Annotated in this window: 29 protein-coding genes and 1 tRNA gene; 4 read left to right on the forward strand and 26 right to left on the reverse strand. The window is 39.6% G+C overall.

What is annotated here, in order from left to right; all coding sequences use genetic code 11:
- Nucleotides 1-444: 444 nt before the first annotated feature.
- Both ACSFXJ_RS15680 and ACSFXJ_RS15685 read left to right on the forward strand, forming a co-directional pair.
- Nucleotides 445-521, forward strand: a tRNA-Pro gene (locus tag ACSFXJ_RS15680).
- Between the two features lie 127 nt (nt 522-648).
- Nucleotides 649-1,569 (forward strand): tyrosine-type recombinase/integrase, encoded by a 921-nt coding sequence (locus tag ACSFXJ_RS15685; RefSeq protein WP_435921272.1) that lies wholly within the window; start codon nt 649-651, stop codon nt 1,567-1,569.
- A gap of 117 nt (nt 1,570-1,686) precedes the next feature.
- On the opposite strand, the gene istB is transcribed toward ACSFXJ_RS15685, so the two are convergent.
- From istB to ACSFXJ_RS15785, 20 genes are all read right to left on the reverse strand, one after another.
- Complete coding sequence (gene istB / locus ACSFXJ_RS15690) at nt 1,687-2,472, reverse strand: IS21-like element helper ATPase IstB (protein ID WP_435921273.1); 786 nt, start codon at nt 2,470-2,472, stop codon at nt 1,687-1,689.
- Nucleotides 2,469-3,680, reverse strand: coding sequence for an IS21 family transposase (istA, locus tag ACSFXJ_RS15695; RefSeq protein WP_435921274.1), 1,212 nt, complete (start codon nt 3,678-3,680; stop codon nt 2,469-2,471). Before istA ends, istB begins: the two co-directional genes overlap by 4 nt.
- Before the next feature lie 137 nt (nt 3,681-3,817).
- On the reverse strand, nt 3,818-4,939 hold the full coding sequence (locus tag ACSFXJ_RS15700) for an Ig-like domain-containing protein (RefSeq protein WP_435921275.1): 1,122 nt from the start codon (nt 4,937-4,939) through the stop codon (nt 3,818-3,820).
- Nucleotides 4,940-4,950: 11 nt separating this feature from the next.
- Nucleotides 4,951-5,295, reverse strand: coding sequence for a hypothetical protein (locus tag ACSFXJ_RS15705; RefSeq protein WP_435921276.1), 345 nt, complete (start codon nt 5,293-5,295; stop codon nt 4,951-4,953).
- Nucleotides 5,296-5,389: 94 nt separating this feature from the next.
- Nucleotides 5,390-6,049, reverse strand: coding sequence for a hypothetical protein (locus ACSFXJ_RS15710; RefSeq protein ID WP_435921277.1), 660 nt, complete (start codon nt 6,047-6,049; stop codon nt 5,390-5,392).
- A 116-nt stretch (nt 6,050-6,165) separates the two neighbouring features.
- On the reverse strand, nt 6,166-6,750 hold the full coding sequence (locus ACSFXJ_RS15715; RefSeq protein ID WP_435921278.1) for a hypothetical protein: 585 nt from the start codon (nt 6,748-6,750) through the stop codon (nt 6,166-6,168).
- Between the two features lie 559 nt (nt 6,751-7,309).
- A complete protein-coding gene (locus tag ACSFXJ_RS15720; RefSeq protein WP_435921279.1) occupies nt 7,310-8,554 on the reverse strand; it encodes a phage portal protein in 1,245 nt (414 codons plus the stop codon).
- Nucleotides 8,554-10,146: a DNA packaging protein gene (locus tag ACSFXJ_RS15725; protein ID WP_435921280.1), complete on the reverse strand. Its 1,593-nt coding sequence runs from the start codon at nt 10,144-10,146 to the stop codon at nt 8,554-8,556. The genes ACSFXJ_RS15720 and ACSFXJ_RS15725 overlap by 1 nt, the downstream gene beginning before the upstream one ends.
- A 15-nt stretch (nt 10,147-10,161) precedes the next feature.
- Nucleotides 10,162-10,545, reverse strand: coding sequence for a hypothetical protein (locus ACSFXJ_RS15730; protein WP_435921281.1), 384 nt, complete (start codon nt 10,543-10,545; stop codon nt 10,162-10,164).
- A gap of 45 nt (nt 10,546-10,590) precedes the next feature.
- Complete coding sequence (locus ACSFXJ_RS15735; RefSeq protein WP_435921282.1) at nt 10,591-11,907, reverse strand: hypothetical protein; 1,317 nt, start codon at nt 11,905-11,907, stop codon at nt 10,591-10,593.
- Between the two features lie 2 nt (nt 11,908-11,909).
- A complete protein-coding gene (locus ACSFXJ_RS15740) occupies nt 11,910-12,095 on the reverse strand; it encodes a hypothetical protein (RefSeq protein ID WP_435921283.1) in 186 nt (61 codons plus the stop codon).
- Complete coding sequence (locus ACSFXJ_RS15745; protein ID WP_435921284.1) at nt 12,092-12,280, reverse strand: hypothetical protein; 189 nt, start codon at nt 12,278-12,280, stop codon at nt 12,092-12,094. The genes ACSFXJ_RS15740 and ACSFXJ_RS15745 overlap by 4 nt, the downstream gene beginning before the upstream one ends.
- Before the next feature lie 278 nt (nt 12,281-12,558).
- Entirely contained in the window at nt 12,559-13,422 is an 864-nt protein-coding gene (locus tag ACSFXJ_RS15750) for an SU10 major capsid protein (RefSeq protein ID WP_435921285.1), read from the reverse strand.
- Between the two features lie 25 nt (nt 13,423-13,447).
- Entirely contained in the window at nt 13,448-13,861 is a 414-nt protein-coding gene (locus ACSFXJ_RS15755) for a hypothetical protein (protein ID WP_435921286.1), read from the reverse strand.
- 142 nt (nt 13,862-14,003) lie between these two features.
- Complete coding sequence (locus ACSFXJ_RS15760; RefSeq protein ID WP_435921287.1) at nt 14,004-15,377, reverse strand: hypothetical protein; 1,374 nt, start codon at nt 15,375-15,377, stop codon at nt 14,004-14,006.
- A 380-nt stretch (nt 15,378-15,757) separates the two neighbouring features.
- Entirely contained in the window at nt 15,758-16,414 is a 657-nt protein-coding gene (locus ACSFXJ_RS15765) for a hypothetical protein (RefSeq protein ID WP_435921288.1), read from the reverse strand.
- 112 nt (nt 16,415-16,526) lie between these two features.
- On the reverse strand, nt 16,527-16,832 hold the full coding sequence (locus tag ACSFXJ_RS15770) for a hypothetical protein (protein WP_290408403.1): 306 nt from the start codon (nt 16,830-16,832) through the stop codon (nt 16,527-16,529).
- Nucleotides 16,825-17,481 (reverse strand): hypothetical protein, encoded by a 657-nt coding sequence (locus ACSFXJ_RS15775; RefSeq protein ID WP_435921289.1) that lies wholly within the window; start codon nt 17,479-17,481, stop codon nt 16,825-16,827. The genes ACSFXJ_RS15770 and ACSFXJ_RS15775 overlap by 8 nt, the downstream gene beginning before the upstream one ends.
- A gap of 147 nt (nt 17,482-17,628) precedes the next feature.
- Nucleotides 17,629-17,823 (reverse strand): hypothetical protein, encoded by a 195-nt coding sequence (locus tag ACSFXJ_RS15780; protein ID WP_435921290.1) that lies wholly within the window; start codon nt 17,821-17,823, stop codon nt 17,629-17,631.
- A 41-nt stretch (nt 17,824-17,864) separates the two neighbouring features.
- Complete coding sequence (locus tag ACSFXJ_RS15785; RefSeq protein WP_435921291.1) at nt 17,865-18,269, reverse strand: hypothetical protein; 405 nt, start codon at nt 18,267-18,269, stop codon at nt 17,865-17,867.
- Nucleotides 18,270-18,442: 173 nt separating this feature from the next.
- On the opposite strand from ACSFXJ_RS15785, the gene ACSFXJ_RS15790 reads away from it, so the two are divergent.
- A complete protein-coding gene (locus tag ACSFXJ_RS15790) occupies nt 18,443-18,670 on the forward strand; it encodes a helix-turn-helix domain-containing protein (RefSeq protein ID WP_435921292.1) in 228 nt (75 codons plus the stop codon).
- Nucleotides 18,671-19,035: 365 nt separating this feature from the next.
- On the opposite strand, the gene ACSFXJ_RS15795 is transcribed toward ACSFXJ_RS15790, so the two are convergent.
- The 4 genes from ACSFXJ_RS15795 to ACSFXJ_RS15810 all read right to left on the reverse strand — a co-directional run bounded on the left by ACSFXJ_RS15795 (nt 19,036) and on the right by ACSFXJ_RS15810 (nt 22,448).
- Nucleotides 19,036-20,180, reverse strand: a protein-coding gene (locus ACSFXJ_RS15795; protein WP_435921293.1) for an IS3 family transposase whose coding sequence is annotated in 2 segments (ribosomal slippage) — nt 19,036-19,907 and nt 19,907-20,180 — 1,146 coding nt in all. Because the reading frame shifts where the segments join, the coding sequence is not laid out codon by codon here.
- Nucleotides 20,181-20,419: 239 nt separating this feature from the next.
- Nucleotides 20,420-20,542 (reverse strand): hypothetical protein, encoded by a 123-nt coding sequence (locus ACSFXJ_RS15800; RefSeq protein WP_435921294.1) that lies wholly within the window; start codon nt 20,540-20,542, stop codon nt 20,420-20,422.
- A gap of 347 nt (nt 20,543-20,889) precedes the next feature.
- The gene (locus ACSFXJ_RS15805; RefSeq protein WP_435921295.1) at nt 20,890-21,711 is read right to left on the reverse strand and encodes a glycosyltransferase family 2 protein; all 822 of its coding nucleotides are present in this window, start codon (nt 21,709-21,711) and stop codon (nt 20,890-20,892) included.
- Nucleotides 21,712-21,746: 35 nt separating this feature from the next.
- The gene (locus ACSFXJ_RS15810) at nt 21,747-22,448 is read right to left on the reverse strand and encodes a class I SAM-dependent methyltransferase (protein WP_435921296.1); all 702 of its coding nucleotides are present in this window, start codon (nt 22,446-22,448) and stop codon (nt 21,747-21,749) included.
- A gap of 233 nt (nt 22,449-22,681) precedes the next feature.
- On the opposite strand from ACSFXJ_RS15810, the gene ACSFXJ_RS15815 reads away from it, so the two are divergent.
- Complete coding sequence (locus tag ACSFXJ_RS15815) at nt 22,682-23,605, forward strand: polysaccharide deacetylase family protein (RefSeq protein WP_435921297.1); 924 nt, start codon at nt 22,682-22,684, stop codon at nt 23,603-23,605.
- Here the strand turns inward: ACSFXJ_RS15815 and trmD are convergent.
- Both trmD and rimM read right to left on the reverse strand, forming a co-directional pair.
- Entirely contained in the window at nt 23,590-24,354 is a 765-nt protein-coding gene (trmD, locus tag ACSFXJ_RS15820; RefSeq protein WP_435921298.1) for a tRNA (guanosine(37)-N1)-methyltransferase TrmD, read from the reverse strand. The two genes, ACSFXJ_RS15815 and trmD, sit on opposite strands and share 16 nt — an antisense overlap.
- Nucleotides 24,355-24,356: 2 nt before the next feature.
- Nucleotides 24,357-24,875, reverse strand: coding sequence for a ribosome maturation factor RimM (gene rimM / locus ACSFXJ_RS15825; RefSeq protein WP_435921299.1), 519 nt, complete (start codon nt 24,873-24,875; stop codon nt 24,357-24,359).
- Nucleotides 24,876-24,918 lie beyond the last annotated feature (43 nt).

Genomic DNA, 24,918 nt, shown 5'->3' on the forward strand with positions numbered 1-24,918 from the left:
ATTGTCTATGGTTTGATGTGCTTTCTTTCAATTACGTTTTTTATAAAAGAAATGAAGAAACCAAGAGAAAAACACCGTGTTTTAATCATCATAGGTTATAGCGCGCTTTCAGTCGGTATGGTTATTATCTTTATAGACGCGCTAAAAATCGCACTTCCAAACCTTTAAAGATAATACCACAACTTACCTCCTCTCTAATTGGGGGAGGGTGCGCGGTTTTTATTATCAATAACCAACATAATTATGCCTTGAATATGCGAAAAACCATCGCATGGGTCCCCCTTAAGTTATTGCAAGCGTGCCCGCCTATGCGCTATAATTGCGGTAAATACGATAACTTGAGGCGCAAATCCTTCGCTAAGGCTATCGTACAATGTGCGTAGAAACGCTGGACTTACATATGGACTAACGCAATGATACCGGCGATGATCGCACTTTTGGGATCGGGGTATGGCGCAGTCAGGTAGCGCGCACCCTTGGGGTGGGTGAGGCCGTGGGTTCGAATCCCGCTACTCCGACCAGTCAATAAGTATCAAGGGTTTATAAGCTTTTTTCATTGTTAAATTAGATTGTGGTCGAAGCATGAAACGTTTTTACCACACTAAACCACTATCCACAGATATTTAATATCTGAAGGGAGTGGTTTTTTTGATACTGAAATTTGCTATTAAGGATTTTATCGAGGATCGAGAACTAAAGAATGTTTCTCTGCACACTTTGGACCGTTATAGAAGAACATTGGAGGAATTTCAAACGTTTGCAGCTGAAGAAGGGATTTTAAATATTGAGGATTTGACCGGAAACTTGGTAAAAAAATATCTGGTGTATTGTCAAAACGAGAAAGAGAACAATCCTACAACTAAAAATTCTAAGTTGAGGGTACTTAAATCATTCACGAATTATCTTGTTGAATGTGAGTACATTACTGACAAACAAAATCCATGTAAAAAGGTCTATTATGCAAAGGAAGATATTAAGATAGAAGTATTTAAAGACTATCACATTAAGCAAATGCTTTCCTATTATCGTCAAATGAACGAGAAATCTAAAACTTATTATGGTTATCGTGATTACGTGATTATACTGTTTCTTATGGCAACAGGGCTGCGTGTTGGTGAGCTAAGTAATTTAAGATGGAATGATATTAGTTTTGATGGTAAGACTGCAACAGTGTTTGGTAAGAAGCGTGAACAGTCATCAATTCCATTAGTTGATAAGATATTACAAGAACTTGCCCAATTTAGAATATATTGCACTCAACACTTTAAAAAAGAACCTGAATTTGTTTTCCCCAATCGTCACGGAAAACAGATGACGCCAGATTCTATCAAATCAGTATTCAAGAGACTTCAAAAGGTGATGAACTTTAAGGATGTGCGGCTCAGTAGTCACACGTTTAGGCATTATCTTGCTCATACGATGATAATGAATGGGGCTGATGTCTTCACTCTACAAAAGATGTTACGTCATGCGGATCTTGAGATGAGCAAGAAATATCTTGCCCTTTGGGGAACAGCACTCGCTGAGCAAAATAATAAATATAATCCTCTCAATAATATCAATATTTAATGAAGGGGATAAAATGATAAACTAATAAGAAAGGGCTCCCCAAAAAAGTCAGAATCGACTTCAGTGTCAACATCGGTTTAAAATTCCCCAAAAGTATCGGTCTAAAATTCCCCAGTTTCATCGGTCGGCTTCATCGTCCTCTGTAGGTTCAGGGCGGAAGAAGCCGGCCTTTTTCTTCTCCTTAATACGGTAGCTCTCTCCCTTGATGTTAACGGTACTGGAGTGATGGAGGAGGCGGTCGAGGATGGCCGTCGCCAGCACCGTATCGCCGAATATATCACCCCAAGCGCCAAACGTCTTGTTAGACGTAAGCAGGATAGAACCGCGCTCATAACGCTCAGAGACGATCTGGAAGAAGAAGTGGGCAGCGGTCTCGTCCATCTTTCGGTACCCGATCTCATCGATGATGAGCAGGTCGGGCTTGGTGAACATCCTCATTTTCTGTTTGATCGTGTTGGTCAAGTGAGCCGTCTGTAGTGTCTGCACTAGGTCATGTGCTGTGATGAAGTAGACGGAATGTCGCTTCTTTATGGCCTCAAGGCCCAACGCTACAGCGAGGTGCGTCTTACCTACACCAGGCGGTCCGAGGAAAATGAGATTCTCTTGATGCGCCACGAAGCGAAGCGTTGAGAGGTCGCGGATCCTGCGCTCATCGACCGATGGCTGGAAGGCAAAATCGAACTGGTCCAGCGTTTTATGGAACGGTAGATGAGCGAGGCGCGTCCTTGTTTGGATGTACCGGTCGTGCTTGGCAATCATTTCTTCAGCCAATAGCTTGTCCAGGAACTCCAGATACGGTATATTCGCTTTAGACGCTTCTTCGGCGTGCTGATGGATGATTTCCGGTATGCGAACCCACCCAAAGTGGCGGATCGCCGCCTCCAGTCTCTCTTGCAGAATCATTGGAGCACCGCCTCTTCCATGAGCGAGTCATAGACCGATAGCGAGCGCTCTGACACTTCTGGTGCGATTTGGCTGACATAACGAGGCGTGGGCTCTCCAACCGGACGACTCGATGTGCTGCGAATGCCCTCGAAGTGTTTTTTATTGCTTATAATTTGGTGTCGTCCCATGGATTTGGTATGCTCGGCGATGAGCTGTCTGCCGCAGTAGAAGCGCAGCGTGCCGTTCCTCTCATCCTGCACCTCCACGATAGAGCCCACGTAAGCAAACGGGACAGTATATCGGTTCGCCTCATACGAAACGTAGCAGTCGCTGGATACTCTTCTCTGATGCCGCTCGGCGTAAGCAAAGGCGACGTCATTTACAGGACTGAGACACTCTTCTTTCCATAGCTCGCGTGGCACCCTGAACGTCGTGCCGTGCAGACGATTATTCGCGACCGTATCGAGCCATTGCTTGGCCTGCGCGTTGAGATCTTGCAATCCCGTGAAGGTGCGTATGCGCGGCCAAAAGTTCTTTCGCACGTAGCCGACACCGTTTTCTACTTTACCTTTGGTTCTTGGCCTATAGGGTTTGCAACGGCGAAGCGTGAAGCCATAGTGCTTTGCAAACCGGGCAAACTGCTCATTCCAGATCGCCTCGCCGCTTTCGTCCTGTCCGGTTACGACTGTTTTCATATTGTCGTAGAGACAGCTTTGGGTAATTCCGCCGAAGTACTCGAAAGCTCTCGTATGACAGCCCATGAGCGTGTCCAGACGCTCGTCCTCGGTGAACTCTAGATACATTGCTCGGGAGTAGCCAAGCACCATGACAAATGCGTAGAGACGCTTCAATCGGCCGTCGTGGTCTACTCTGAAGTGACCCCAATCTACCTGCGACTGCTCGCCAGGCTTCGTCTCAAACCGCTCGGTCGCCTTAGACTGAACCGCTGGTCGAAGCGGTTGCATGAAGACGCGAAGAATGGTACTGCTGCCCGTATAGCCCTTCTCTCGGATCTCGTCTAAGATGACGCTCGCATTGAGACAGCCTTCTTCCATACGGTTCCGTATGTATTCCTTGTAAGCGTCCAGCTTGCCGGCTGCCGGATTTCGTCTCACGTAACGGATGTGCTCCTCTACCTGCAAATACTTTCTAACCGTCTTACGGTCACGTCCCAGCTCATCTGCGATCTGGGTGACGCTCATGCCCCTTGCCTTCATATCCTTCATCTTGAAACACTCCCCGTTCTTGACCAATCTCGACTCTCTCCCTTCGGAGAGTATGTCGGCAATAGGTGGGGAATTTTCAACCGATGATATTGGGTATATTACAACCGATTTTCACATCAGGGAGCCCATTTCATTATTTACAGTAAACTCTTCACTCGAATCCGCAACCACGCTAACACAGCCGGATCACTAATCAAACTCACTTTCAATTGAACATATCCTGTGTTTATACCCTTAATTGTGCAAGAGACACCTGTTTGACTCTGAATCGTTGCCAGCGCTGTTGAAGATGCTTGGTCATCTGCAAACAATTGCCATTGTACAGGTTCAGTTGTAATTACTGCAGAACCTAGCGTAACCACAGCATCATAAGTTTTTGTGTAACCTTTATTTACTTCGCCTGGCGTACTGCTTTGGCTTGTGATTGAGATCATAAAGTTCGGTTGTGCGTTCGTTACTGTAACTCCAATTGAATCGTAGATTTTTTCAAATCCAGCATTGTAGGCAGTTATCGTCACAATACCGGCTGAAACGCCTGTTACAACCCCTAAACCGTCAACCGAAGCAATCGATTCATCTGACGATACAAACCGAACTGGTGCGTTATTTGCACTTGTCCAGGTGAGTTGATAAGTACCTCCCACTGTCAGATCAAAATCATTGCTTGTTACGTCAACTGGACAACTTAAACCGCCAGCAATGCCATTTACTAAATCATCTTTGACGTTATCAATTGAATCAACCTTACAAGTTAAATGGACCATTCCAGGTTTAGAATAGTTATCAATCCCCGTCACTTTCCACGCTTGATCATTCAATACAAACCTAGCGCCGATTTCAAGGTCATGATCTATTGAGTAATTACTACAAATTAGAGTTATTTCACCATCTGGGATACTAAGTACCCTTCCATCTATTACCCCTAAATTGCTTGTATTTATGTAGCAATTTAGAGTATAGAATCGACATGAGGAATTGACTGTGATTGTATGAGGTAGGAATCGCATGATTCCTTTGTATTTGTTGTACCGTTTATCGTTAACCTCTGAAATGACCATATACTTTTTGCCCTTAAAAACAACAATATCACCACGGTTAAATGGTGATAAGGAAGTAATACGGCGATCATCGTATATTTGCTCCAGGTTTGTGTTGGTGATCAAGGCTTTAACTGGATTATCATTTATTAAAACATCACTGCCCATTTGATCAAGTAGGAAAGCAAAATCATCAGTGTTATTTTGAAATAGATTAAACATTATCTCACTCCTTAGCGACTAAACAACATGAACGTATTGCCACCGTTGTCTGATTCATTAATGGAGAGTGATCTGATTTTCCTAGTAAGCTGGTCTATTCTATTCTGTAAAGAATCAGCAAAATCTGAAACGGTAATATCATCCTCTTTATAAGACTTCATTAAAGCAGGATTATTTGCAATAGATTCAAGGACTGATAAAGCTGCAGAATAAATTTTTCTTTTCTCTGTTCTGGAAGTGGCATCATATTCAGCATTAGGGTCTGAAACGCCTTCTTCCGCAAGGTAAATAGCTAGTTCATCCGGTGTTAGAGAAATGCCTTTTGTTTCGAGCTGCAGGCGTTCTATATTTGTCATTTTAATTGCTCCTTTTTTAAAGTGAATAGCGATTCATTATTGAATAGTAAAGAAAGAAAAAACCGCCAAGATTGGCGGCTTCATACAACTCATTTTAAAAAACCCCTTTAGTGTCTACATAAAAGGAAATACTTGTCGGTATATTATTTTTATATAGTTGGAAATCTAATCTCATATTTTGTGTTCCTGCTGTAATGGAAGAAGAGAGTTTAGCATCTCCAGTAATCTCTTCACCTTGTTGTATGGGATCATCTAAAAATCGTTTCACTTCATAACTAAATGAATCGTTTATAGGAATAAATGAATATAATTGACCTCCAAGCGTGTAATATTTTCTCCCTTGAACATTAAAATCTGCTGTAATTCCTGTCAGTTCAAGTTTAATACTTTGAGTAGATTTATTTTTAACCGTAATATTTAAAGTTACATTATCGCCATTCTTTTCTAATGAATTCAAAGTAATTTCCACACCGTCATGAGTCTTACTTTTTGGAAGGCTTTCATACTCCTCAATCTGGATAGTGCTACCGGTTGTTACTGAAAAACCGGTTTTCTGAGTAAACTCTTTTAAGGGTATGTATAATCGATCGTTAATAGAAACAATAGGATCGTTAAATTTAGTTTCAGATCCATTAATAATAATTTTGCTTTTACTTGGAATAGCCTTTAAAAAGTTATCCGCAGCATAGGATACTCCACTAAAGAAAACCGCACCGCAGAGAAAAGCCGAAACAATTTTGATATTATTCTTCACTTCCACAATCCCCCAAACCTAATATTTGCCATTATTCTATCATTATCATCAATATAGGTCTATGAGATTAGGTAATATAATTGAGTTGTGGTCTAAAATAATCGATATAGAAAGTATTATTTTACTAATAAGTTATCGCTTAAATCATGCCATCCTGTTACTTTCCCATCTTTAAACTGAACGACTGAACTATCATAATACCAGGATTCATGACCTTCAATAATTGAACTAATCCCGGTAGGAGTTCCCATTACTTCTTTTACTCTTTCGCTTGTGTCACCTTTTGAAAAGTACTCTGTAGTAGTTTCTTCGGCGTTCGTTTTATCACGATTTCTAACTGCATCATACTCACTTGATTGTTCTGAAACAGGTGTAGAAATAACATTTTGTTTTATTATTTCTAATTGACCTTGAATTGATTCCAAAACGTTATTTGTTATTTCTTCATTTTGTTCAGAAATCATCTGTTCAATTTCATTCTTATAGTTTTCCATTGCTTTAGCAGCACCATCATAGCCATCCATGTTTCTCCATCCATCAGAGTACAAAACCTGTGTTTCTCCTGTTATTCTGTTTATTTTAACTGGATACTTTTGGTTTAATTTATCATATTTATAAACCCCAGGATAGATAAATAACCCAAATGCTGCAATGCAGACAGCAACAAATAAATAACTAGAGATTATTTTGATTATTTTCATATAATATGACCACCTCTCTTCCCCATCGGCTGGGGTATTTACTTACATAGCCCATTAATAAACACCACTATATGATCACAAATTAATATTACCATGTAAAAGAGAGCACAAGATTAGATTAGATTTTTTTTCGTTCATGTGTAATTAGATCAGCTAGCGGCCTTTATTAGAAATTCGGGGTATCTCCCTTTCCCCTACGACATTCATCTATCCATCACAGTATCAAAATAGTGCAAATTAGTTGCCAGAACCCCCAATTTACCATAATTTGATCAAAAATTAGACCACACCCTACACTAGACTGTTGTCTGTAATGATATACAATGTATCTTATATGGCACTTAGGCAGCCATGACAAGTAGAAGCAGTGGGAAATAGAGAACTGCTTAAAAATGTAAATTTATGTATATTGAAAGCAGTTGTTTAGTCTATTATATACAATTGGCACCTGATACTAAACATATAATAACATGCGCGAGATTTTTGACTAATACTAAACAATATAAGTCCTTTATTCACAACATCATTATAAATCATTCACTCCATCACACTATGATAATTATTCAATCCTTTCCATCTCACCTTGCACATCTGTTACATATGGATTGTACTCTAACAATGTTTCCAGGCTTATTCCGTTAATCTCATACAGTGCTTTTAAATTATCTGTGATTTCCTTGTCATTGCTTGGTCTCGCATACTGGAATACAATTCCCAAAGTATCAAATTCATCGTCAGTAAACTTTACACCGTTTGAAGCAAGCAATGTTCTAAACTTCTCGAATCTTTGTTCAATTCCTTCCCGCAAGAACTTGCTATTTAAAGCCCCTTTAAGGTCAGCTAATTGAAATAGTAGCCGAATTGAAACTTCACTCAAATTTGATATATCCGTCTTACTCATACTAATCGCTGGAACATGGGCAATATCCAATAAAGCACTGGTCAATGTTTTATATAATGTTTCAAACGCTTGATAATCAAACTTATTTTGAGCAAAGAAAAAATCAGCATTATCATCAAGGACAATACCGCCACCAATAATATCTTTTGGTATTCCATCGCCTTTAAGTTGCTGCCCTTTCACTACCGGAATACCTGAAATGTAATGATAATAAGCATCGATTGCCTTGCTCAGTAAATCCTCCATATTATCAAGTATAGGTAGAATGTCGTATAAGTCTGATCGTCCTAAATAGTCGATTTCATCCTGATTATGATAAAGAATAGGCAATCCGCCAGGATTGTTATGGCTTGCTATTAATCTTACTTCCCCACCTTCATTTGTGTATCTTTCTACCGTATCGGGTAAATATACATTATAGTAATCGATATTATCCACACAATAATGCTCAACTAGTGAAGTATATTCCCCATGATGATTAAAGACTGGATGACATTCTGCAGGATCTAGCACCTTTGATTTAATCTGTTTGCTGTTATCTAAATAAACAAGTTCCCCTACATAACCGTATTTGGTCATTTTGTCTAAAATATCGTAGTCGATCTGATTATACTTACCTCGCTTATAGATTCGTTTTATTGCATCCGTTACCGCTTTATCGCCTGTTAAAGTGATTGGATTTGCCATGACATAGCCAACACCAAAATTTAGGATTGTCTTAGCATATTGAAGGACTATTTTCCTTGGCTCATACACCTGACCGTTGTAGTTATAATTTGGCTTATTCAGTATTTTATGTTTTCCACTTATATAGTCTTTAATATATAAAATCTCATTTACCCGCTGCTGATTTCTAAATTTGTTGACCTCTTCAACAAACCAATGTTCCTTATTGTTATACATTAAACCACCTCAACATAGTATTTATTTGCTTTAATTCCCTGCAATGCGTACATGAATGAATCGACTAAATCATCATGATTGGATCGAGATTTATTTTCTGTTTTATTTCCTTTTTCAACGAATGTTTGCATTTGCTTTAACGTCTCTTTGCAATTAATCTGCACTAATTGACATTCAAACATTTCTTTAGCGTCCGTCACCGCTTTATTTTTTGTAACTGAATTACTGTTCCATCCAAGTTGAAGCCTGGATTTACCTTTGTCAAAGTACCGCATTTTAAACAGATTGAGATACGGATGTTCTCCCTCTCGTAATCTCTCTAAAACACTTGTTCCAAATCCATTTCGCTCAACGACAATAAAAGAGTAATTATATAATAGTCCAATCTCTCGGACTATTTCAGCAAACTTATATACTGGTATATCATTCCGATAAAATGAAGCATATTGTTGACCATCCGCACCAAAAACAGACATTGTAGAATAGTCGTTCCCACTACCTGACGCAACATCAACACCTGCAAACATTCGCTGTTTTGGCTTCGGAAAATTAAAAATTTCTAACCCCTTGCCTATGTATTGTTTTAAAACATCTGGAAAATTATCATGCTTTAAGATTTCATCTTTCGGTAGTGGAGGAAGTACATAATTAATAGCATCGGCAATTTTAGTTTGATCGAATACTGATCTACCCGTATTAATAAACGCTTGTATGTCTGTAGCTGGATACTCCTGATAAAATTGATTCTTCTCCTTATCTTGCAATATGTATTCACGCCACATGAGCATATTCAGGGAACATCCAGATTCATATAGTTGTTTCTGTTCTTTGCTTAGATCCTTAGCGCTTAATCGCTGACCTTTATTAGTGGATTTATACCATTTAACGGCTTCCTTAATGTCATAGGCGAATTGATTTTCGTAAGCGGAGGAATAGAAGGGGAAGAAAAATGCTTTATATTTACTTAATCCTTTAGTTGCCCTATCATACAGTTGCTGAAAGTCATTAAATCCGTTTGCAGTGGATTCTAATACGATTTTGCTTCTCTCTGTTTTCTGTAAAGAAGGTTCTAAGGATAATAGAATTCCATTTAGATCATCATAAAATGCAGCTTCAGAAAGAAGGACATACATCAAAGTCATTCCTCTACCTAAGTCCTTATTACCAGTGGTTGTACTTCGAATTGTACTTCCATTACTTAGAACCAATTCGTCACGGTTATCTCTAACAGTTGAAGGGAAAATATCATATTTATCATATTCGTCCCTTGGCAAATACTGATTCATCCGCTTTAGTTTCACAAACAGATCCTTTGCGCTATCGCCTTTATAAGACACAATTAAATAGTTTGTATTTGGATTAGTTACTGCCATCCACAGACAATAACTAAGCGAGGCTACGGTAAAGCCAAGTTGACGAGGCTTCAGAATTTGCGAGTATTTACCCGCATTATCTATAAAATATTGTTGCTGCTCATTTAATATAAATTGCACAAGATCCCCATCATTATTCACAATTTTAACGAAGTTTCGACAGAATAAAGGAAACGAGTTCATAATTTTTTCTAGCTTTTGTTTTTTTGTTAAAATCATTTACATTTTCCTTTCTTAGATTTCCAAATCATCATCTTCATCATCTTCTACTTCAAAGCCTTTCACAGCTTCCTTAGCATATCCCTTAATCTCCTTACCGATTTGAAGAAGCAACTTGATACTCTTCTCATCACCCTCTTTTGCCTTGACAGAAAGAGAGTCATATATTTCTTCTAAATCGGTATCAAATCGAGTATTCAATAATATAGCTACTAGGTTTCGATACTCTTCTGACTTTTCCCAAGCGATATATCCGTTCTTGGTCTTAGACCCAACCATTTTTAAGAACTCTGTTTCATTCTTTGGATGTTTAGTTTGATCAAAATTTAGATTGAATTTCCACTGAAAGTACAAGCGTTTTTTATCTGGAACGCTCCGTAATGCTTCATATATGTTCACTTATATTCCTCCTTCTAAAAATAAAAGAGCGACTATATTAGCCGCTCACGCAAAATCATATTTTAATCCCTCAAATTTAACATCACCAGATGCCTTGACGTTTATATTTCTACCCTCTATGGTAATATCCCCGTTACTTTCGGCTTTTATAGTTATACCCAGATCACCAAGTACAACTTGCCGAACAGCACCGTCATTACTTTTATGATATGTAATATTTAAATTAGTAGGTTCCTTTTTAATAATCGCCTTCGCGCTGTTTGTGGTTGCTCCATCACCCCTGCCCAACTCCATCACAGGATATGAGTCAACGCCTTGACCATATAGATACAATTTAAATTTATCGACCGGATCATATGTAAGGTTATAAAATGGGTATGCAGTAGTTTCCGTTGTCAGCATAGTTTTGCTTGCATCCGTCCAATACAGCAGATTACCATTACTATCTTTAGCCTGCTCTCTACCCGTTATTGTGCCTGTGGTTAATTTCATATAATTATCACGGATATGTACATAGTCTACACTGTCACCAATACTATCAGATTTATCAATGGTTTTAAGAGCATTCACCGTGAGATTATTAATAAAACCATCATCAACAGTTAATGCTCCTGCTTGAATAAACTTGGCATCCAGAGAGCCTATACCTTCAATATCCCAATTATTAAGATAAAATTTCCGAGACTCCGAATCTAACAAGGCCGTATTTATACCATCTGTTATTTGCACCTTTTTCAACTTTGCCTTTCCGGCCATATCTGCGTTTAGTTTGTATTGTCGTAATCGTTTTGTATCTTTTATTAGATAATCATACCTGTTAATTTCACATTTATAATTCCCATAATCCAACTGATAGACGATACATTTACCGCCTACTTTCTCATCTGCCACATGCTTGTATGCACCTAAAATAGCATCATGAGGACGAGTCCTCTTATTAAACATTTTGGATATATACTCTAAAGCTTCACCACTGTTTGCTCCTGCTGCTCCCAAATCGTTGTCCCTGATTCTTTCTTTAGATGTTCTAAAGTCCAACAAATTACTGATTGTATAAACCCAAAACTTACCGTTTCGATCAGATGTAAACACATACATACCGATTTCACCATCATAAAAATCGTAGGCATCTCTTGTTATTTGCTCTAAATCTTTGATTTCTTGGTTACTTTGATCAAACTGTTCAAAGACATATTTAACGGCAGCTCCATGTCCCATACCTACAACTATCTTATTATGATATGCTTTAGCTTTTTCATAATTGTCGTGGATATGATAAGTTAATCCATCTTTGCTTGTTGTAGATACTCGGGTATCACTGTAAACCCACAGCTTACCCGAGTATCCCATATAAACAATCATGCTCATAGGTACACCTTTATGTAATCAATATCCTCAGCCTTAAAAGTGACAGGCTCCTTATCATCATATGTAAAGTTTAATTCATAGCCCTTTGAAAGGGCCTCTATCGCTTGTTGGACTTGCTCAGTTGTATAGTTAGCCCATCCATAAGCTTTCCTACCATCTAGGAATTGAAATGATAACTTCATAGCATAACCTCAAAACTAGCGATTTCACCAGCTTTTATAATTACCTCAGTTCCATCATGATATTTAAACTGCAGATCCTCGCCATTTAGGATGCCCTTAACTGTTAGTTCAACCAGTTCATCAGAAAACTTTTCAAATCCTGTTGTTTTAGTTCCGTTTTTAAGTGTGAATACAATTTTTTTCATTTTTCATTTCTCCTTTTTATTTATCTATTGTCATGACTAACTATGTAATTTACATACTTGCTATATTGTTCTTCCGACAGATTTAACCGACCATTCTCATGACCGCATATGTACGACACCGATTTATTCATATAATTTGCAATCTCAGTTAGGGTAACTTTCCTGGTGATTCTCTCCAATCTCCATTTTGTTCTATCATCCACTTCTGACCCTCCTTCATAATTGAAATGTTTAATTTAAATAAGAGAGTGGGGAATGCCCACCCTCATGGTTATGTATTATTTAATCTCAAACGATGCAGCAGCCTTACTGTTAAGCAACTTCAAACCAAATTGAGTTTCAAGATATACCGACTGTTTAGAACCGCTAACTGGCTCAACTTGTCCATGGAATGGAATGAGGATTCCAAGTTCCAAGTATTCAGGATTTACCACAAACAACTTGTTTGCAATCTTCTCTGTCAACACAAAACGTACTCGCCCAAACGGGGAGACATACTCTTCTACATCAACCCCTGCTAGATTATCCTTAGCAAAGTATTGGAAGTTTTTGAAGTCGTTCAGTTTCAGTTTCATCTGCGCCGGCAAGTAGCAAAGCATATTATCACCGCTACCAGCGTTATACATGGTTTCGATTGTTTCAAGGAATTTTGTTTCAGTGAATGTTGCATTCTCAACTCTGTTTAACGAATTGATTTGTTCAAGGATACCAGCAGTTTTATATGTCTTTGTTGCAGCTTCAAAATCTTTAACCCCATTGATTAGACGATCTTCCATGGCCAGTTTCAAAGCTTTAGTTTTATTTGCAACATCCTTTGCCAGCAGATCATTAATACCTACCGCTTCACTATGCTGCGCTGTATTGCTCACGCTGGCAGTTGCACCGACCAATTCACAGTAGTTACTCATTGGTGCAAGTGTATCATCGACTCGTGCTGGAGCGTCTGCACTCTCTCCCAATGTTACTGCCGCTGCTTCATTAATTGCTTCCTCAATCCAGTTCATTGTAGGACTTGTTGCTTTTGTTGTTTTGTTAAGCAGTAACGTTGTAAATGGTGTTTTAACTGGTGTTGTTTGAATCAAAACATCCTTCAAATCAACGTTTTGACCTGGAACAAAATTTGCTGTAGTAAACGTACTCATTAATTAACATCTCCTAATATATGTATTATTTAAATAAAGCCTTGATCATGCCGACTGTATCCCCTGTGGAACGAGCATGATCAAACGCATTTTTTTGCTTATGATTATCTGGCACATAATTATTACTTAGCTTTCTTGTTTCCAATACCGCATTCAATTTGTCAATCTTCGCCTGGACTTCCTCATCATCGCCAACTCCAACAAAATCCATAAAATCAATCAATCCAGCCTTCTCCAAACTTGAAACAAGCTTCTGATGTTTCAACTCGGCTTGAAGTTCTTTAATCGTTTTTTCCTGTTCTGTCTCTTCCTTTGGTTTGAATTCAAGCAATTCATCCCTTTCAGCAATTACAGGGGCTAATTGCTCGGCTTCCCATGTTGCTTTTTGATCAGCAATAAGTTCATTAATATGTTGCTGTTGTTCTTCGGTAAACTCCATTACTAACACCTTCCTTTTTAAGTTTAATTTTGTAATTCAAAAATGAAATAAAACAGAGAAAAAGAGACACCCCATTAAGAGGTGTCAGAGAGGATTGGAGGTATAAATTATGAAAATAATGCTAGATAAGAGAAATTCTTCCCTATACTATATATAAATACCAGTTTTTAAAAACCCGACATTTTCTGAAAGTATTCAGAAACTTTCTTGGAAATAGATGTTTAAGTGTTCGGTTCATTTTCTCTGTATCCATTCGTAAGTATTCCGCATTCTTCTTTGCATCAGATCCATGATATAGCCATGCGTTCAATATGTCATAATGCTGAGGCTTTACCAGCTTCACTTTCTCAGCGTTTTCCTTAAATTCTTTAAGCAATATGTAGAGTTCTGATCCTGGTTGATTGCAATACGTTTCCCAAAGTATGTAAAAATGATTGATTAGTGCCAATATATGTACTTGATTTGTAAAATCAATATGTTCAAAGATTTTCTGATTAGTTAGTTGGACTAAGTTAGAATCAACTTTTTTATTACTTGCTGATCTTCTAACTTCATATGTCGTTTGCTGCTTCAAAACCTGCTTAATTTCATTCGCTGTGCTGTTAAGTAGCTTCTGCTTGCTTGATCCTCGCGGCATCTGCTTAGCAAGATCGTACAACCGCACCATCTCATCATGTAACGCCTTTTGTTCATCGGTTAAATCCTCATATGTAACTTTCAATTCATTTACATCAGCCCAAACAGGTCTATCTGGGTACTTTTTTGATCGCTTAGAATAAATCTTATAGCTCTTAGAAATCTCCTGAGATATTTCATCTTTTGTTTTTATGTAATCATCTATCGAAAATTCCTCATCATCTTCAGGAGCATCTTTAAGCATATTCTCTACACTCTGGTGTTTCTTCTCGAATCGCTCCTGTGCCCTGTCTTCTCTTCTATATTTCTTATCAATAATCACCGCAAGAACATAATCGGCACATAGATCAATAATTTGTATGAATTTATCAGACCAATCCTTATACAAATAGCGTGAACTATAATCATCAAAGTAATCGACCAAAGGAATGTAATCATTCTGGTTGATTTTCATATCTCCAACAGCATTCTTTAACTGAGCAAAATAGCACTCCATAATATAAGAAATCAGTTCCAAACGTTGACTTATTGTATCAAGCGCTTGATTTTCTTTTAAATTCAAAAACTGAGTAATTACTTTCTTTATCTGATCTAGCGATATATTCAATTCAATCCAATAAAGTGGCTTGCTTCTTTCTAGGTTCTTACGTGGTTTGTTTCGGCGATAAATAAGTAATTCGCAACGTTCATGAACATAATCAGGAACTAAATCATAATCTATGTACTGCCACATTAAACCGATATTCTCCTCTGGTCTAAGTGTGCGTAATGCTTTATGGCTTGGATTTGTAGCTTCAAAATGTTTAGCTTTACGGTTGTAGCGGTACTGTGTGTTTGGTGTGTTTGGTGTGTTTGGTGTGTTTGGTGTGTTCAATGTCAAAAATATAATCTCCTTTTAATTTATAATATAGTTGGCGTTTCATCTTTTTCATCTTTATTACCATCCTTTTCATTTAGATTTAATCAGGTGGGACTTATCTGGTTCGCCCTTTCAGGTAATTTCAAATTCAAATTAAAATAATAAATCATAAAACAAAAAAACTTTTCAAGCGTTAGCGTCATGATCTCCAAAATGGAAGCAAGCAACGCGCGCGCCATTTTAAATACTGAATCTACTTATCTACTTATCTACTTATCTATAACTATTAACTACACATCAATCTCTACTGGAGTTATTGAGGTAGAATGTTGGAGATAATGAGATTCTATGTTGTTTATTTTGAGGAACGTTCTTGGATAATTTGCAACTGGCTAAAATCCTTATAGTTTCTCAAAATTTTCGTACTGTAAAAAGTAATGATTATTATACTTTGACCAAATCAAAGTTCCATCTGCTTCATAACCATAGTCCAGTTTATGTTTATCAATTTTAATAAGTTTTTTCTTTTCTAACATCTTGTAATGCTTAATAATCGTGTTCTCACTCATATTGATTTCTTTTACCATATTTTCTATGGCCTTGTAGCAATATTGTTTACGTAAGTCCTTAAGATTTATATAACTCGTTATGTAATAAAGGAGCCTAACCTCCTTTCTATTTAACTTACCGTCTTTCAAGGCATATAATATCTTTGCTGGTAGTTGTGTATAGTACTGATCTTCTTTCCTGTTTTGAGTATCAAACTTATTACGATTCAAAATAAATCGAATTGGTTTGTTCTGTTTCAACTCATCGATAGGTTCCAGTAAATAATTATGTACATATAAATTTAAAAACGACTTTTTAAGCGTCTTATTATCAGCAATGCGTGTGTATTGTTTTATATCATGGTTGGCTGCCTCAAAAGTGTAACGGTCTCCACAATGCCAGGTTGTGAGTCTTAAATAAAGTATTAATGCGAAATCATTCTCTGTTAAATTCGGGTCACGAACTGCATCTGTAAAGATTTGAATCTGTTGTTTTAAGCTTTCGAACAATATATCTTTTCCCCTCCCATTTAATTGATTAGCAGGGCCATTAAAGACCCTGCGTGTTATGTTATATGTTTAGTCTCTTCAACATTTTATGTTATGTAGTTTCTATTTCGGTTTATTGTTCTCTGTATACCATCGAGTAACCAAAGTACGGTTTAATACTAATGTTTGAGTAATCAGTAAAAATACGTTCAACATCCAAGGTAATTTCTTTTTCTTTCAAAGTATCATCTGAATCAATTACATTTAGAGAATCATCATTAAATTGCTCAAGTAAGGTTGGATCAACGTTTGAAGCCACAAAATTATAATCACGCTCATTAAATCTTAGAAATTCCCCCGTATCCTTGTTCTCAACAGTAAAGTAGATTTCGCTATTAAAACCTAATTTGTTGTACTTGCTAAAAAACCATTTACTCATTCTTATAATCCTCCTCAAAGTTAAAAAAATTATATTTCCTCAAAAATTGTTCAAAGTCCCCGTACATATCTTCTTGTTTTTTCGATGGTTCAAGATACGGATCAGAACCAAATCCAAAATCACTATCATATGGCTGCAAGTAATAGAACAACATTTTCAATAGTTGATATTGTTTATCCTCGCTACCATGTTGTAACAAATTCGCAAACATCTGAAGTAACTTTTCATTTACATTAAAATCACCCCCCTCATCGAATATTAATGATTGATACCGTTCAATTAACAACTGCTTATCATGCTTCTCTCTAAGGTAATTAATAATTCCATCGTGTTGTCTTACTACCTCTGACCTTATATATTTATTACCTTCATCATCTTCATCTTCATATTCAACAACTTCATATTCATCCGTTAGTTCAAAAAAGATTTCCTGAACTAGTGTTTTCTCTGAAGGAAAAAGTTCCCTTCCAAAAAAGCCCTTCGGTATTTTTGGGAAAATCTTTGTTAATTGATCCAGTCTCATTGGTGGTATCTTTCGTTTTTCACGAAGCCATGCATTAATGTTTTGCGGCGATGTTTCCATTTTCAAAGCAAGCTCCTTGTATTCAATTCCAAATGTTTCACATATAAATTGCAAACCGATTGCCAAATTACTCACCCTTTGTTTTATTGAATAAAACAACTTGCATTTAATATATCACCTTCATTAAATTAATGCAAGTATTTTGTTTTATCAAATAAAACAATCCCACAAAATTTAACCGGTAAGATTTTACCGGTTAAGAATAAGTCATATTCATACTTCTTCAACTTTACATAGCATCCAAATCGAATAATTTTTCTGTCCTTTTTCGTCAATTATGTACTTCTCTCCACCATCCTCAAACATATCATTGTTGTCTCTGTAAACCTCATAGGTTTTACCAATAGTTACGTCTATAGGATGCTTACACTCAAGGATAATAATAGATTGTTCAGTTTTAATTGCCATTTGATAATCTCCTTTTTTTGGTTGTAAGTACAGATTCAGTATCATACAGTTTGTGTATAAAGTAAAGAAGTCATTAATTTAGATTCTGGATGCTGTTCCTTGACTATAAATAACTTAGCAATGCCAGATTTAGATTTATTAAATCGTTGAAGTTTACCCCAGTTGATCGGCTCCATAAATAGATGTTCTAACGCCTCTTTAGTATCCATTGCAAGTAGTTCATCAAGCGATTTACTTGGGTAATGGTAAGCTCCGATTTCCTCGGCCAAGTGAAGCATCTTAAACGGTTTCTTCGGATCACTCCATAATTGACGGGCTTCAAATTCATGGATGAACTTGTTACAGTCCTCTTCCGTTTTTAGGAAGTGTTCCAATTGTTCGATGATTACGATTGCCTTCGGACTGATTTCGCAATACTCCAGGATTTGATTGATAAGTTTTGTCATTGTGGTTACCTCCAAATTTAATTTATCCATAGGGAAATAAAGGAAAGTATGGACATTCCTAAAAATAATTGATATAATCGTTTTGCGGTTATAGTCGTTTGTTGTATATACACAATATAAGACTATGGTCACTAATTGTCAATACTATATTTTATATTTGTGGAGGGATTTTTTTGAAGCAGTATTATTTGAAAAGCAATCTAGAGGATATATTAACTAAAAAGGACATCACACCATACAAATTAGCTAAGGACACAGGGGAGCGTATTGGAACAATTTATAAGCTGGTAAATAATAAGGATCTGGACAATGCACGGTTATCTACTACATTGTTGGCGAATATTTGCGGATACCTGGAGATTACATTAGGGGATTTATTAGAAGTTGTTGAAATGAATTAAAGTGAATATATACAAATACATATAAACGAAAAAAGCCCACTCCGAAAAATGGAATGGGCTTGATTTATACTCAAAATAGACCACAACCTATATATTTAGGTACGACCACTTTACAAAAATATAAACCACAACTATACTTGTTTTAAGAAATATCGTTGGATAGTGGACATTAACTAATAAGCCTTAAATTACTTGATACGTAAAGGTTAACACAGTTTAGTTACCTTGGGGTGGGTGAGGCCGTGGGTTCGAATCCCGCTACTCCGACCAGTTTTAACTTTGAATATTCTCTAAATAACAAAAGCCCTTATTCCTATTGGGACTGACCCCCGTTTGTGAGACAGGGATCAAAACACCTTACAAGTCTAAGCAGCCAGTTGCCGGAAATGAACCGGTGACTGGTTGTTTAGTTTTGTTTGAATGCGAATTGAGTTATAGTAAGTAATGTAGTCTCGAACGGTCTGTTCGACGATTGCCGTCGTCGTACAGGTTAAACCTTCGAGATAGAACGTTTCAGACTTTAGTGTGGAATGAAACGATTCGATGGGGGCATTATCAGCGGGCGTTCCCTTGCGGGACATGCTCATGGTAATGCCTTTTCCTTTTATAGCCGCCTGATAAGCCTGAGACGTATAAACGCTGCCTTGATCGCTATGGAGCATCATACCCGGTACAGCTGGTAATTGGTTTAACGTGTCTAGAACAAGAGTCGTGTCTTGCTTGTCTGCTATACTGTAAGCCACAATCTCTCCATTAAACAAGTCCAAAATACTCGACAGGTACAATGTTTTTCCGCCAAACGGCAAATACGTAATGTCTGTTACGAGTTTTTGCATGGGGACATCGGCCTGAAACTGACGCTTTAACAAGTGTTCTGCGATGTAAGCTGGCTGCCCTGTAGGTTTGCGTTTCTTCACTTTGACACGACATTGGAGCCCCTCTCGCTGCATAATCCGCTGCACGCGTTTATGGTTAATCTTACATTCCATCCGAAGTAATGCCGTAATCTTCCGGTAACCATATCGAAATTTATGTTGAATGCAAAGTTCCCGGATTTTCTCCACCGTTGGTTCTGGACATTTTGCCTCCATAGTTGCTTTCCAGCGATAATAGGTGGCTCTTGCAATGCCAAGCCACGCACAAGCCTGCGTCACCGTGACTTCTTCTCGAATAGACTCGATCCAAGCAACAACGACTTCTGGTTCCACCTCCTTTCCAACTCCATGTACTTTTTTAGCAGGTCCAACTGCTGCTTTAAAAATCGGTTTTCTGCCTGTAGCTTTTCTAACTCTGAAGAGTGTTCTGGCCCCTTTCCATAGCTATATTGCTTACCCACAGGCTGCTCCAGCCGATGCACGTCACCTTCCCGGTACCACTTCATCCACACCTTCAGCTGTGTCTTATTCCGTATCCCGAGTTGCTCCATGACCTCACGAACCGGAACTCCTTCTAATCTCATTTCAATGGCTTTCAATTTAAGTTCGAATGGGTAGCTGACTCTTGTTGCCAATGCAAAAACACCTCCAAGGTTATCCCCATATCTTACGACATGGTTTAATTCTCTTGAAGGTGTTTTAATTTGTCTCACGCTTTGGGGTCAGTCCCTATTGTAGGAACAGGGCTTTTTCTCATCGATATATATTTTACGGCAATTATTCGTTAGGCAGTACTTCGCTAAGCAGTTCCTGCTCCGTTTCCAACGGATCGATCAAGTAATCAAACATGATGAAAACCTCCTCAAAATGAATCCTAATGACGTCGTGCATAAAAATTAAAAATATCGTCAACCGTCAACATGAGTTCTTCTTCAAACTGCTCATTATTATCCATCTGCGTCTGTTGTTCTTCACGTGGTTCATGATGTTCGTCCATGATTCCTTTCCTCCCGCAAACAACCATTCGTATTGCTATTCACTGATTTATTACCCAAAATATCCGCAAATGTAACCGGATTAATAAAATTTAATGACTTTTAGACGGCACAAATCCGGTCGCAAAGACAACGGATGCCGCTTCTCCGGCTTCCACCCCACGATTGCAACTATTTCCCAGAAAAATAAGCGAGATTATATATCGTTCCGAAGTCGTCAGGAAAATATTCACCATTACACGCAAACTTCCCGAAATCGCCTCCCATACGTCCAATTTTTCAGGTAGCCCCCTAAAAACAGCATAGTCCAGCATATTCGCCGCGAACGAAAGTGTTACCCTTGCCGTATCTACAAAGCGATAAAATGCCGTCTCGGATCGAACAAAGTTTCCCTCTCCACGATTTCCGAAGGGTTGTACCCCCGAAAAAAAATTTCGTAGGCCGAGCTTCCGACATTCCATTTTCGGCGGAACCTCTCCGCATTGAGAATAGACATTTTCGTATACGAAAAAGGCATTTTCCGAAACGTTCCCTGACCTTCATGATGCACGAAAATATCTTCGGCCACCCATAGCCGATAGCCGCCGATCCGGGCCCGGATGCTGTAATCGTCGTCCTCGTAATTCCCCGGATAAAACCGTTCGTCAAAACCGCCGATTCGTTCCACTACGCGTCGGGAAATCAGCATGCAGTAACCCGTCAGCTTGTCGGTGTAAAAGCCCTTCCCCGAAAACATTTCTTTCCTGCGGACCGCATATGCATCGAGCTCATCCAGGCTAGCCGGTCCGTCGTCCGACACTCTTTGGAATAAAGGGATCCGGAAAGAAACCGGACCTGTTATTCCAATCTCCGGATCGCGCCGGAAACACTCCAAAAGGCCTTCCAGCCAGTTCGGGGTAACCACGGTATCGTTGTTCAGAAGCAAAATATAATCCCCTTTCGCCGCAGCAAGCCCCTGGTTCACGCCGGCGGAAAATCCGCGATTCGATGCATTGAAAATGATCGTGGCCCCTTCAAACGCGCCTAAATATTCCGACGTCCCGTCTTGCGATCCGTTATCCACAAAAATAAATTCATACGGCTCCTTCGTATGGCGAGAAATGCTATCGATGCATCGGCATGTCATTTCCAGCCCATCTTTGCATAACATCACGATCGAGGTTAGTCCCACGGCAAACTCCTCCCAAGTCACAAAATCCATTATACCTATAATCCCGACGAGTCCAGAATATAAGGCAACAAGCCCTCCGGCATTTCGGCTTCATCAACAATAATGCCCAAACCATTGTTGGACTGGAGCTCGTGATACTTTAACGGCAGCTCCGTCTCCCTCAGAAAATCCTCAATCGCCGTCAAAACGCCATTCCTCGGACCAAATTCATGTAGCGCATGATGCATATGATCATTAAATCCCCCTTGCTCCAGCAATCCCGTAAAGTCGGGCATCACTCCTTTTTTGTCGTAAGGGTGAAGAAACTTGTCCGGAATCGACTCCGGAGCATGGTACATATCCCTTCGTCCATAGGGCCAGCCCGTGTCATGTATGATCGTTACCGGAAACTTGGCCCCTTCCTTCAGGCACATTTGCTCCACAAGCCTCAATTCGTGGTAAACCGTATACCAGTTAGGATCGCTATCCAACAAAATCATATCGTAGACACCCAGCAAAGGCATCGCGTCCAGACTTAACTTTTCGATGAGCCGCACAGCGTTTCCGTAATATTCTTTCAAGAAAGGGACATCGTACTTCGGCTGCGGTTCGATCACTACGCATCGAGATCCCGTGTAACGGCAATAGTCCAGCAGCTTAAACGTATTAAATCCCGAAAACGAGCCTACCTCCACGATCACCTTAGGACGAACCGTTATGATTATCGGCTTGATCACTTTTTCCCAGAAACGGTGCATAGGCTTCCTCCGCATTGGTTTAATCCCAAATAACATATCGTATGTTCAATAAATTCCGTCCTATTCTCTGTCCACGCAAAAAAACCATGTCTAAAGGCAAATGCTCCTCCTTTAGCCTTGGCGGTATTCGACACTATTTTAAATCTAGTGAACTTGAGAACAAATCGTAACCCTTTTTCATCTGGAATCGTTAGTATAGATATATAAGAGAGAGGATAGGAGATAAAGTAGAAATGAAGAGAAGATATTCGAATTATGCAATATTTTGCCTGGCTATTTTAATCATTATATATGCGGCCGCGGTGACCCATCCCAGCACCGTATTGTCTCGAAAGGCTTGCACCTCGTGGGGCATGGTCAAAAATAAGATGTTCACCCTATCCCATAGTAAGCACGAAGAGTATCCCAAGCTGCCTGAAGGCTTTTCCGTCGAGCCCGGTACGGCCGAACAGGTTCCCGTACTTATGTATCACTACATCACTCCGAAAGAATTCAATAAAGAGCCGGGCAATAAATCCGTTATTAATTTGGAAGCCTTCGAACAAGGGATGGATTATCTCCATGAACAAGGGTACTATTCGGCTTCGCTTAGCGAATTGGAACAATACGTCCGGGGACAGATCTCCCTGCCTGCCAAAAGCGTGGTTATTACATTTGATGACGGCTATCAAAACAATTATATTTACGCATATCCGATTCTCAAAAAATACGGATTTAAGGCTACTATTTTTATAATCGGAAGTAAATTGCAGGAACAAACTCAAGCCTTTGATCCCGCAAAAAAATCGTATCTATCAAAGGAAGAAATGAAATCCTCGCGCGATGTGTTCGAGTTTCACAGCCATACCTACGATTTGCATCACAAAGGCTTCGAGAAATGCGGAGTAGAGGCAGCCGCGGGACAGGACTCCTCGTTAGTGGAAAATGATATCGCACTGATGAAAGAAAAAGTGGTCGACACTCCTTATTTCGCCTATCCGTTCGGAGAGAAGACCCTGCAAATGATTTACTATCTCCAGGAAAACGGTTACAGAATGGCTTTCACCGTTCACCAGGGCTTCGTAAAACCCGGGGATCGGTTGATGACCTTAAATAGGCTGACAGTCGTGTCGAACACGAAGCTGGAGGAATTGCTCAATCCTCAATCTTCCCGATGATGAGCCTTTATTTCCTCCAGCCATTTCGAATCTTTCGGGGATAGTTCAAGCTTTTCCAGCAGGTCGGGGCGGCGCTGCAGTGTACGCCGTAGCGCTTCTTTTCGCCGCCAATCCTCGACATTGGCATGATGTCCGCTGAGCAAAATATCCGGCACCTTCCAGCCCCGAAACTCCGCCGGCCGCGTGTAATGCGGGTATTCCAGCATTCCGGTGCTGAAGGAGTCGGTGACGGCGCTCATTTCATTCCCCAGCACGCCCGGCAGAAGCCGGGTAACGCTGTCGATGACGACCATCGCAGGGAGCTCGCCGCCGGTCAGTACGTAGTCCCCGATCGATAATTCATCGGTTACAAGGTGTTCGCGAATCCGTTCATCATAGCCTTCATAGTGGCCGCAAATAAAAATCAAATGCTCCTCGGCAGCGAATTCCTCCGCCTTCGTTTGGGTAAAAGTCTCGCCTTGCGGGCACATCAAAATAACCCGCGGCGAACGGGCTTTTTCCCCTGCATCCCCATGCTTCCCGTCCAGTATGGCTTCCACCGCGGCGAAGATCGGTTCCGGTTTGAGCACCATTCCGCCTCCGCCCCCATAAGGGGTATCGTCTACGGTCCCATGCTTATTCCCCGAATACTCACGGAAATTGATCGCATTCAAGGAGACGATGCCTTTTTCCCGGGCTTTACCCAAAATACTGCTGCCGAACACCCCGTCGAACATTTCCGGAAACAGGGTAAGTACGTCTACGCGCATCGTTATAACAGCCCTTCCATCAAACGGATTTGGACGCGCTTGGATTTGACGTCGACATCGAGGACAACGTCATCGATGACGGGCAGCAGCAGTTCCTTCCGGGTAGGAAGCTTGACGACCCAAACATCGTTGGCTCCCGGGCGGAGAATTTCTACGATGACGCCGATCTCTTCCCCATCTTCATTCACGACGTGGCAGCCGATGATCTCATCAAAGTAGTACTCGTTTTCCGGAAGCTCCACCCGATCCTCTTTCGATACTTTCAATTCGAAGCCTTTGAATTTTTCAACATCATTGATGTTACCGTATTCGTTGAACTTCACGATATACATTTGTTTATAGGGACGCGATGAGGCGACCGTGACTTCAAGCTGCTCCCCCCGTTCCGGATTTACCATGAGCAGCTTCGCCTTCGGGGCGAAACGCACCTCTGGAAAATCCGTGGACAGCAGCACCTTCACCTCGCCGCGAATACCGTGCGTATTTACGATTTTTCCGACTGACAATAAAGAATCCGGCATGATGACCTCCCAAAATGCTTGTCAGGCTTTATTTGCGAGACGA

It is taken from the genome of Paenibacillus salivarius, assembly GCF_051307165.1.
Taxonomy (GTDB): Bacteria; Bacillota; Bacilli; order Paenibacillales; family Paenibacillaceae; genus Fontibacillus.

What these genes read in the sequence shown, in the direction of transcription:
- istA (WP_435921274.1), bottom strand. Translation starts at nt 3,680, where the DNA reads ATGAAGGATATGAAGGCAAGGGGCATGAGCGTCACCCAGATCGCAGAT.
- ACSFXJ_RS15750 (WP_435921285.1), bottom strand. Translation starts at nt 13,422, where the DNA reads ATGAGTACGTTTACTACAGCAAATTTTGTTCCAGGTCAAAACGTTGAT.
- ACSFXJ_RS15785 (WP_435921291.1), bottom strand. Translation starts at nt 18,269, where the DNA reads ATGACAAAACTTATCAATCAAATCCTGGAGTATTGCGAAATCAGTCCG.
- ACSFXJ_RS15745 (WP_435921284.1), bottom strand. Translation starts at nt 12,280, where the DNA reads ATGAAAAAAATTGTATTCACACTTAAAAACGGAACTAAAACAACAGGA.
- ACSFXJ_RS15800 (WP_435921294.1), bottom strand. Translation starts at nt 20,542, where the DNA reads ATGGACGAACATCATGAACCACGTGAAGAACAACAGACGCAGATGGAT.
- rimM (WP_435921299.1), bottom strand. Translation starts at nt 24,875, where the DNA reads ATGCCGGATTCTTTATTGTCAGTCGGAAAAATCGTAAATACGCACGGT.
- ACSFXJ_RS15770 (WP_290408403.1), bottom strand. Translation starts at nt 16,832, where the DNA reads ATGAGTAAATGGTTTTTTAGCAAGTACAACAAATTAGGTTTTAATAGC.
- ACSFXJ_RS15735 (WP_435921282.1), bottom strand. Translation starts at nt 11,907, where the DNA reads ATGATTGTTTATATGGGATACTCGGGTAAGCTGTGGGTTTACAGTGAT.
- ACSFXJ_RS15725 (WP_435921280.1), bottom strand. Translation starts at nt 10,146, where the DNA reads ATGATTTTAACAAAAAAACAAAAGCTAGAAAAAATTATGAACTCGTTT.
- ACSFXJ_RS15740 (WP_435921283.1), bottom strand. Translation starts at nt 12,095, where the DNA reads ATGAAGTTATCATTTCAATTCCTAGATGGTAGGAAAGCTTATGGATGG.
- ACSFXJ_RS15755 (WP_435921286.1), bottom strand. Translation starts at nt 13,861, where the DNA reads ATGGAGTTTACCGAAGAACAACAGCAACATATTAATGAACTTATTGCT.
- ACSFXJ_RS15700 (WP_435921275.1), bottom strand. Translation starts at nt 4,939, where the DNA reads ATGTTTAATCTATTTCAAAATAACACTGATGATTTTGCTTTCCTACTT.
- ACSFXJ_RS15715 (WP_435921278.1), bottom strand. Translation starts at nt 6,750, where the DNA reads ATGAAAATAATCAAAATAATCTCTAGTTATTTATTTGTTGCTGTCTGC.
- ACSFXJ_RS15780 (WP_435921290.1), bottom strand. Translation starts at nt 17,823, where the DNA reads ATGGCAATTAAAACTGAACAATCTATTATTATCCTTGAGTGTAAGCAT.
- ACSFXJ_RS15720 (WP_435921279.1), bottom strand. Translation starts at nt 8,554, where the DNA reads ATGTATAACAATAAGGAACATTGGTTTGTTGAAGAGGTCAACAAATTT.
- istB (WP_435921273.1), bottom strand. Translation starts at nt 2,472, where the DNA reads ATGATTCTGCAAGAGAGACTGGAGGCGGCGATCCGCCACTTTGGGTGG.
- trmD (WP_435921298.1), bottom strand. Translation starts at nt 24,354, where the DNA reads ATGCGCGTAGACGTACTTACCCTGTTTCCGGAAATGTTCGACGGGGTG.
- ACSFXJ_RS15810 (WP_435921296.1), bottom strand. Translation starts at nt 22,448, where the DNA reads ATGCACCGTTTCTGGGAAAAAGTGATCAAGCCGATAATCATAACGGTT.
- ACSFXJ_RS15705 (WP_435921276.1), bottom strand. Translation starts at nt 5,295, where the DNA reads ATGACAAATATAGAACGCCTGCAGCTCGAAACAAAAGGCATTTCTCTA.
- ACSFXJ_RS15815 (WP_435921297.1), top strand. Translation starts at nt 22,682, where the DNA reads ATGAAGAGAAGATATTCGAATTATGCAATATTTTGCCTGGCTATTTTA.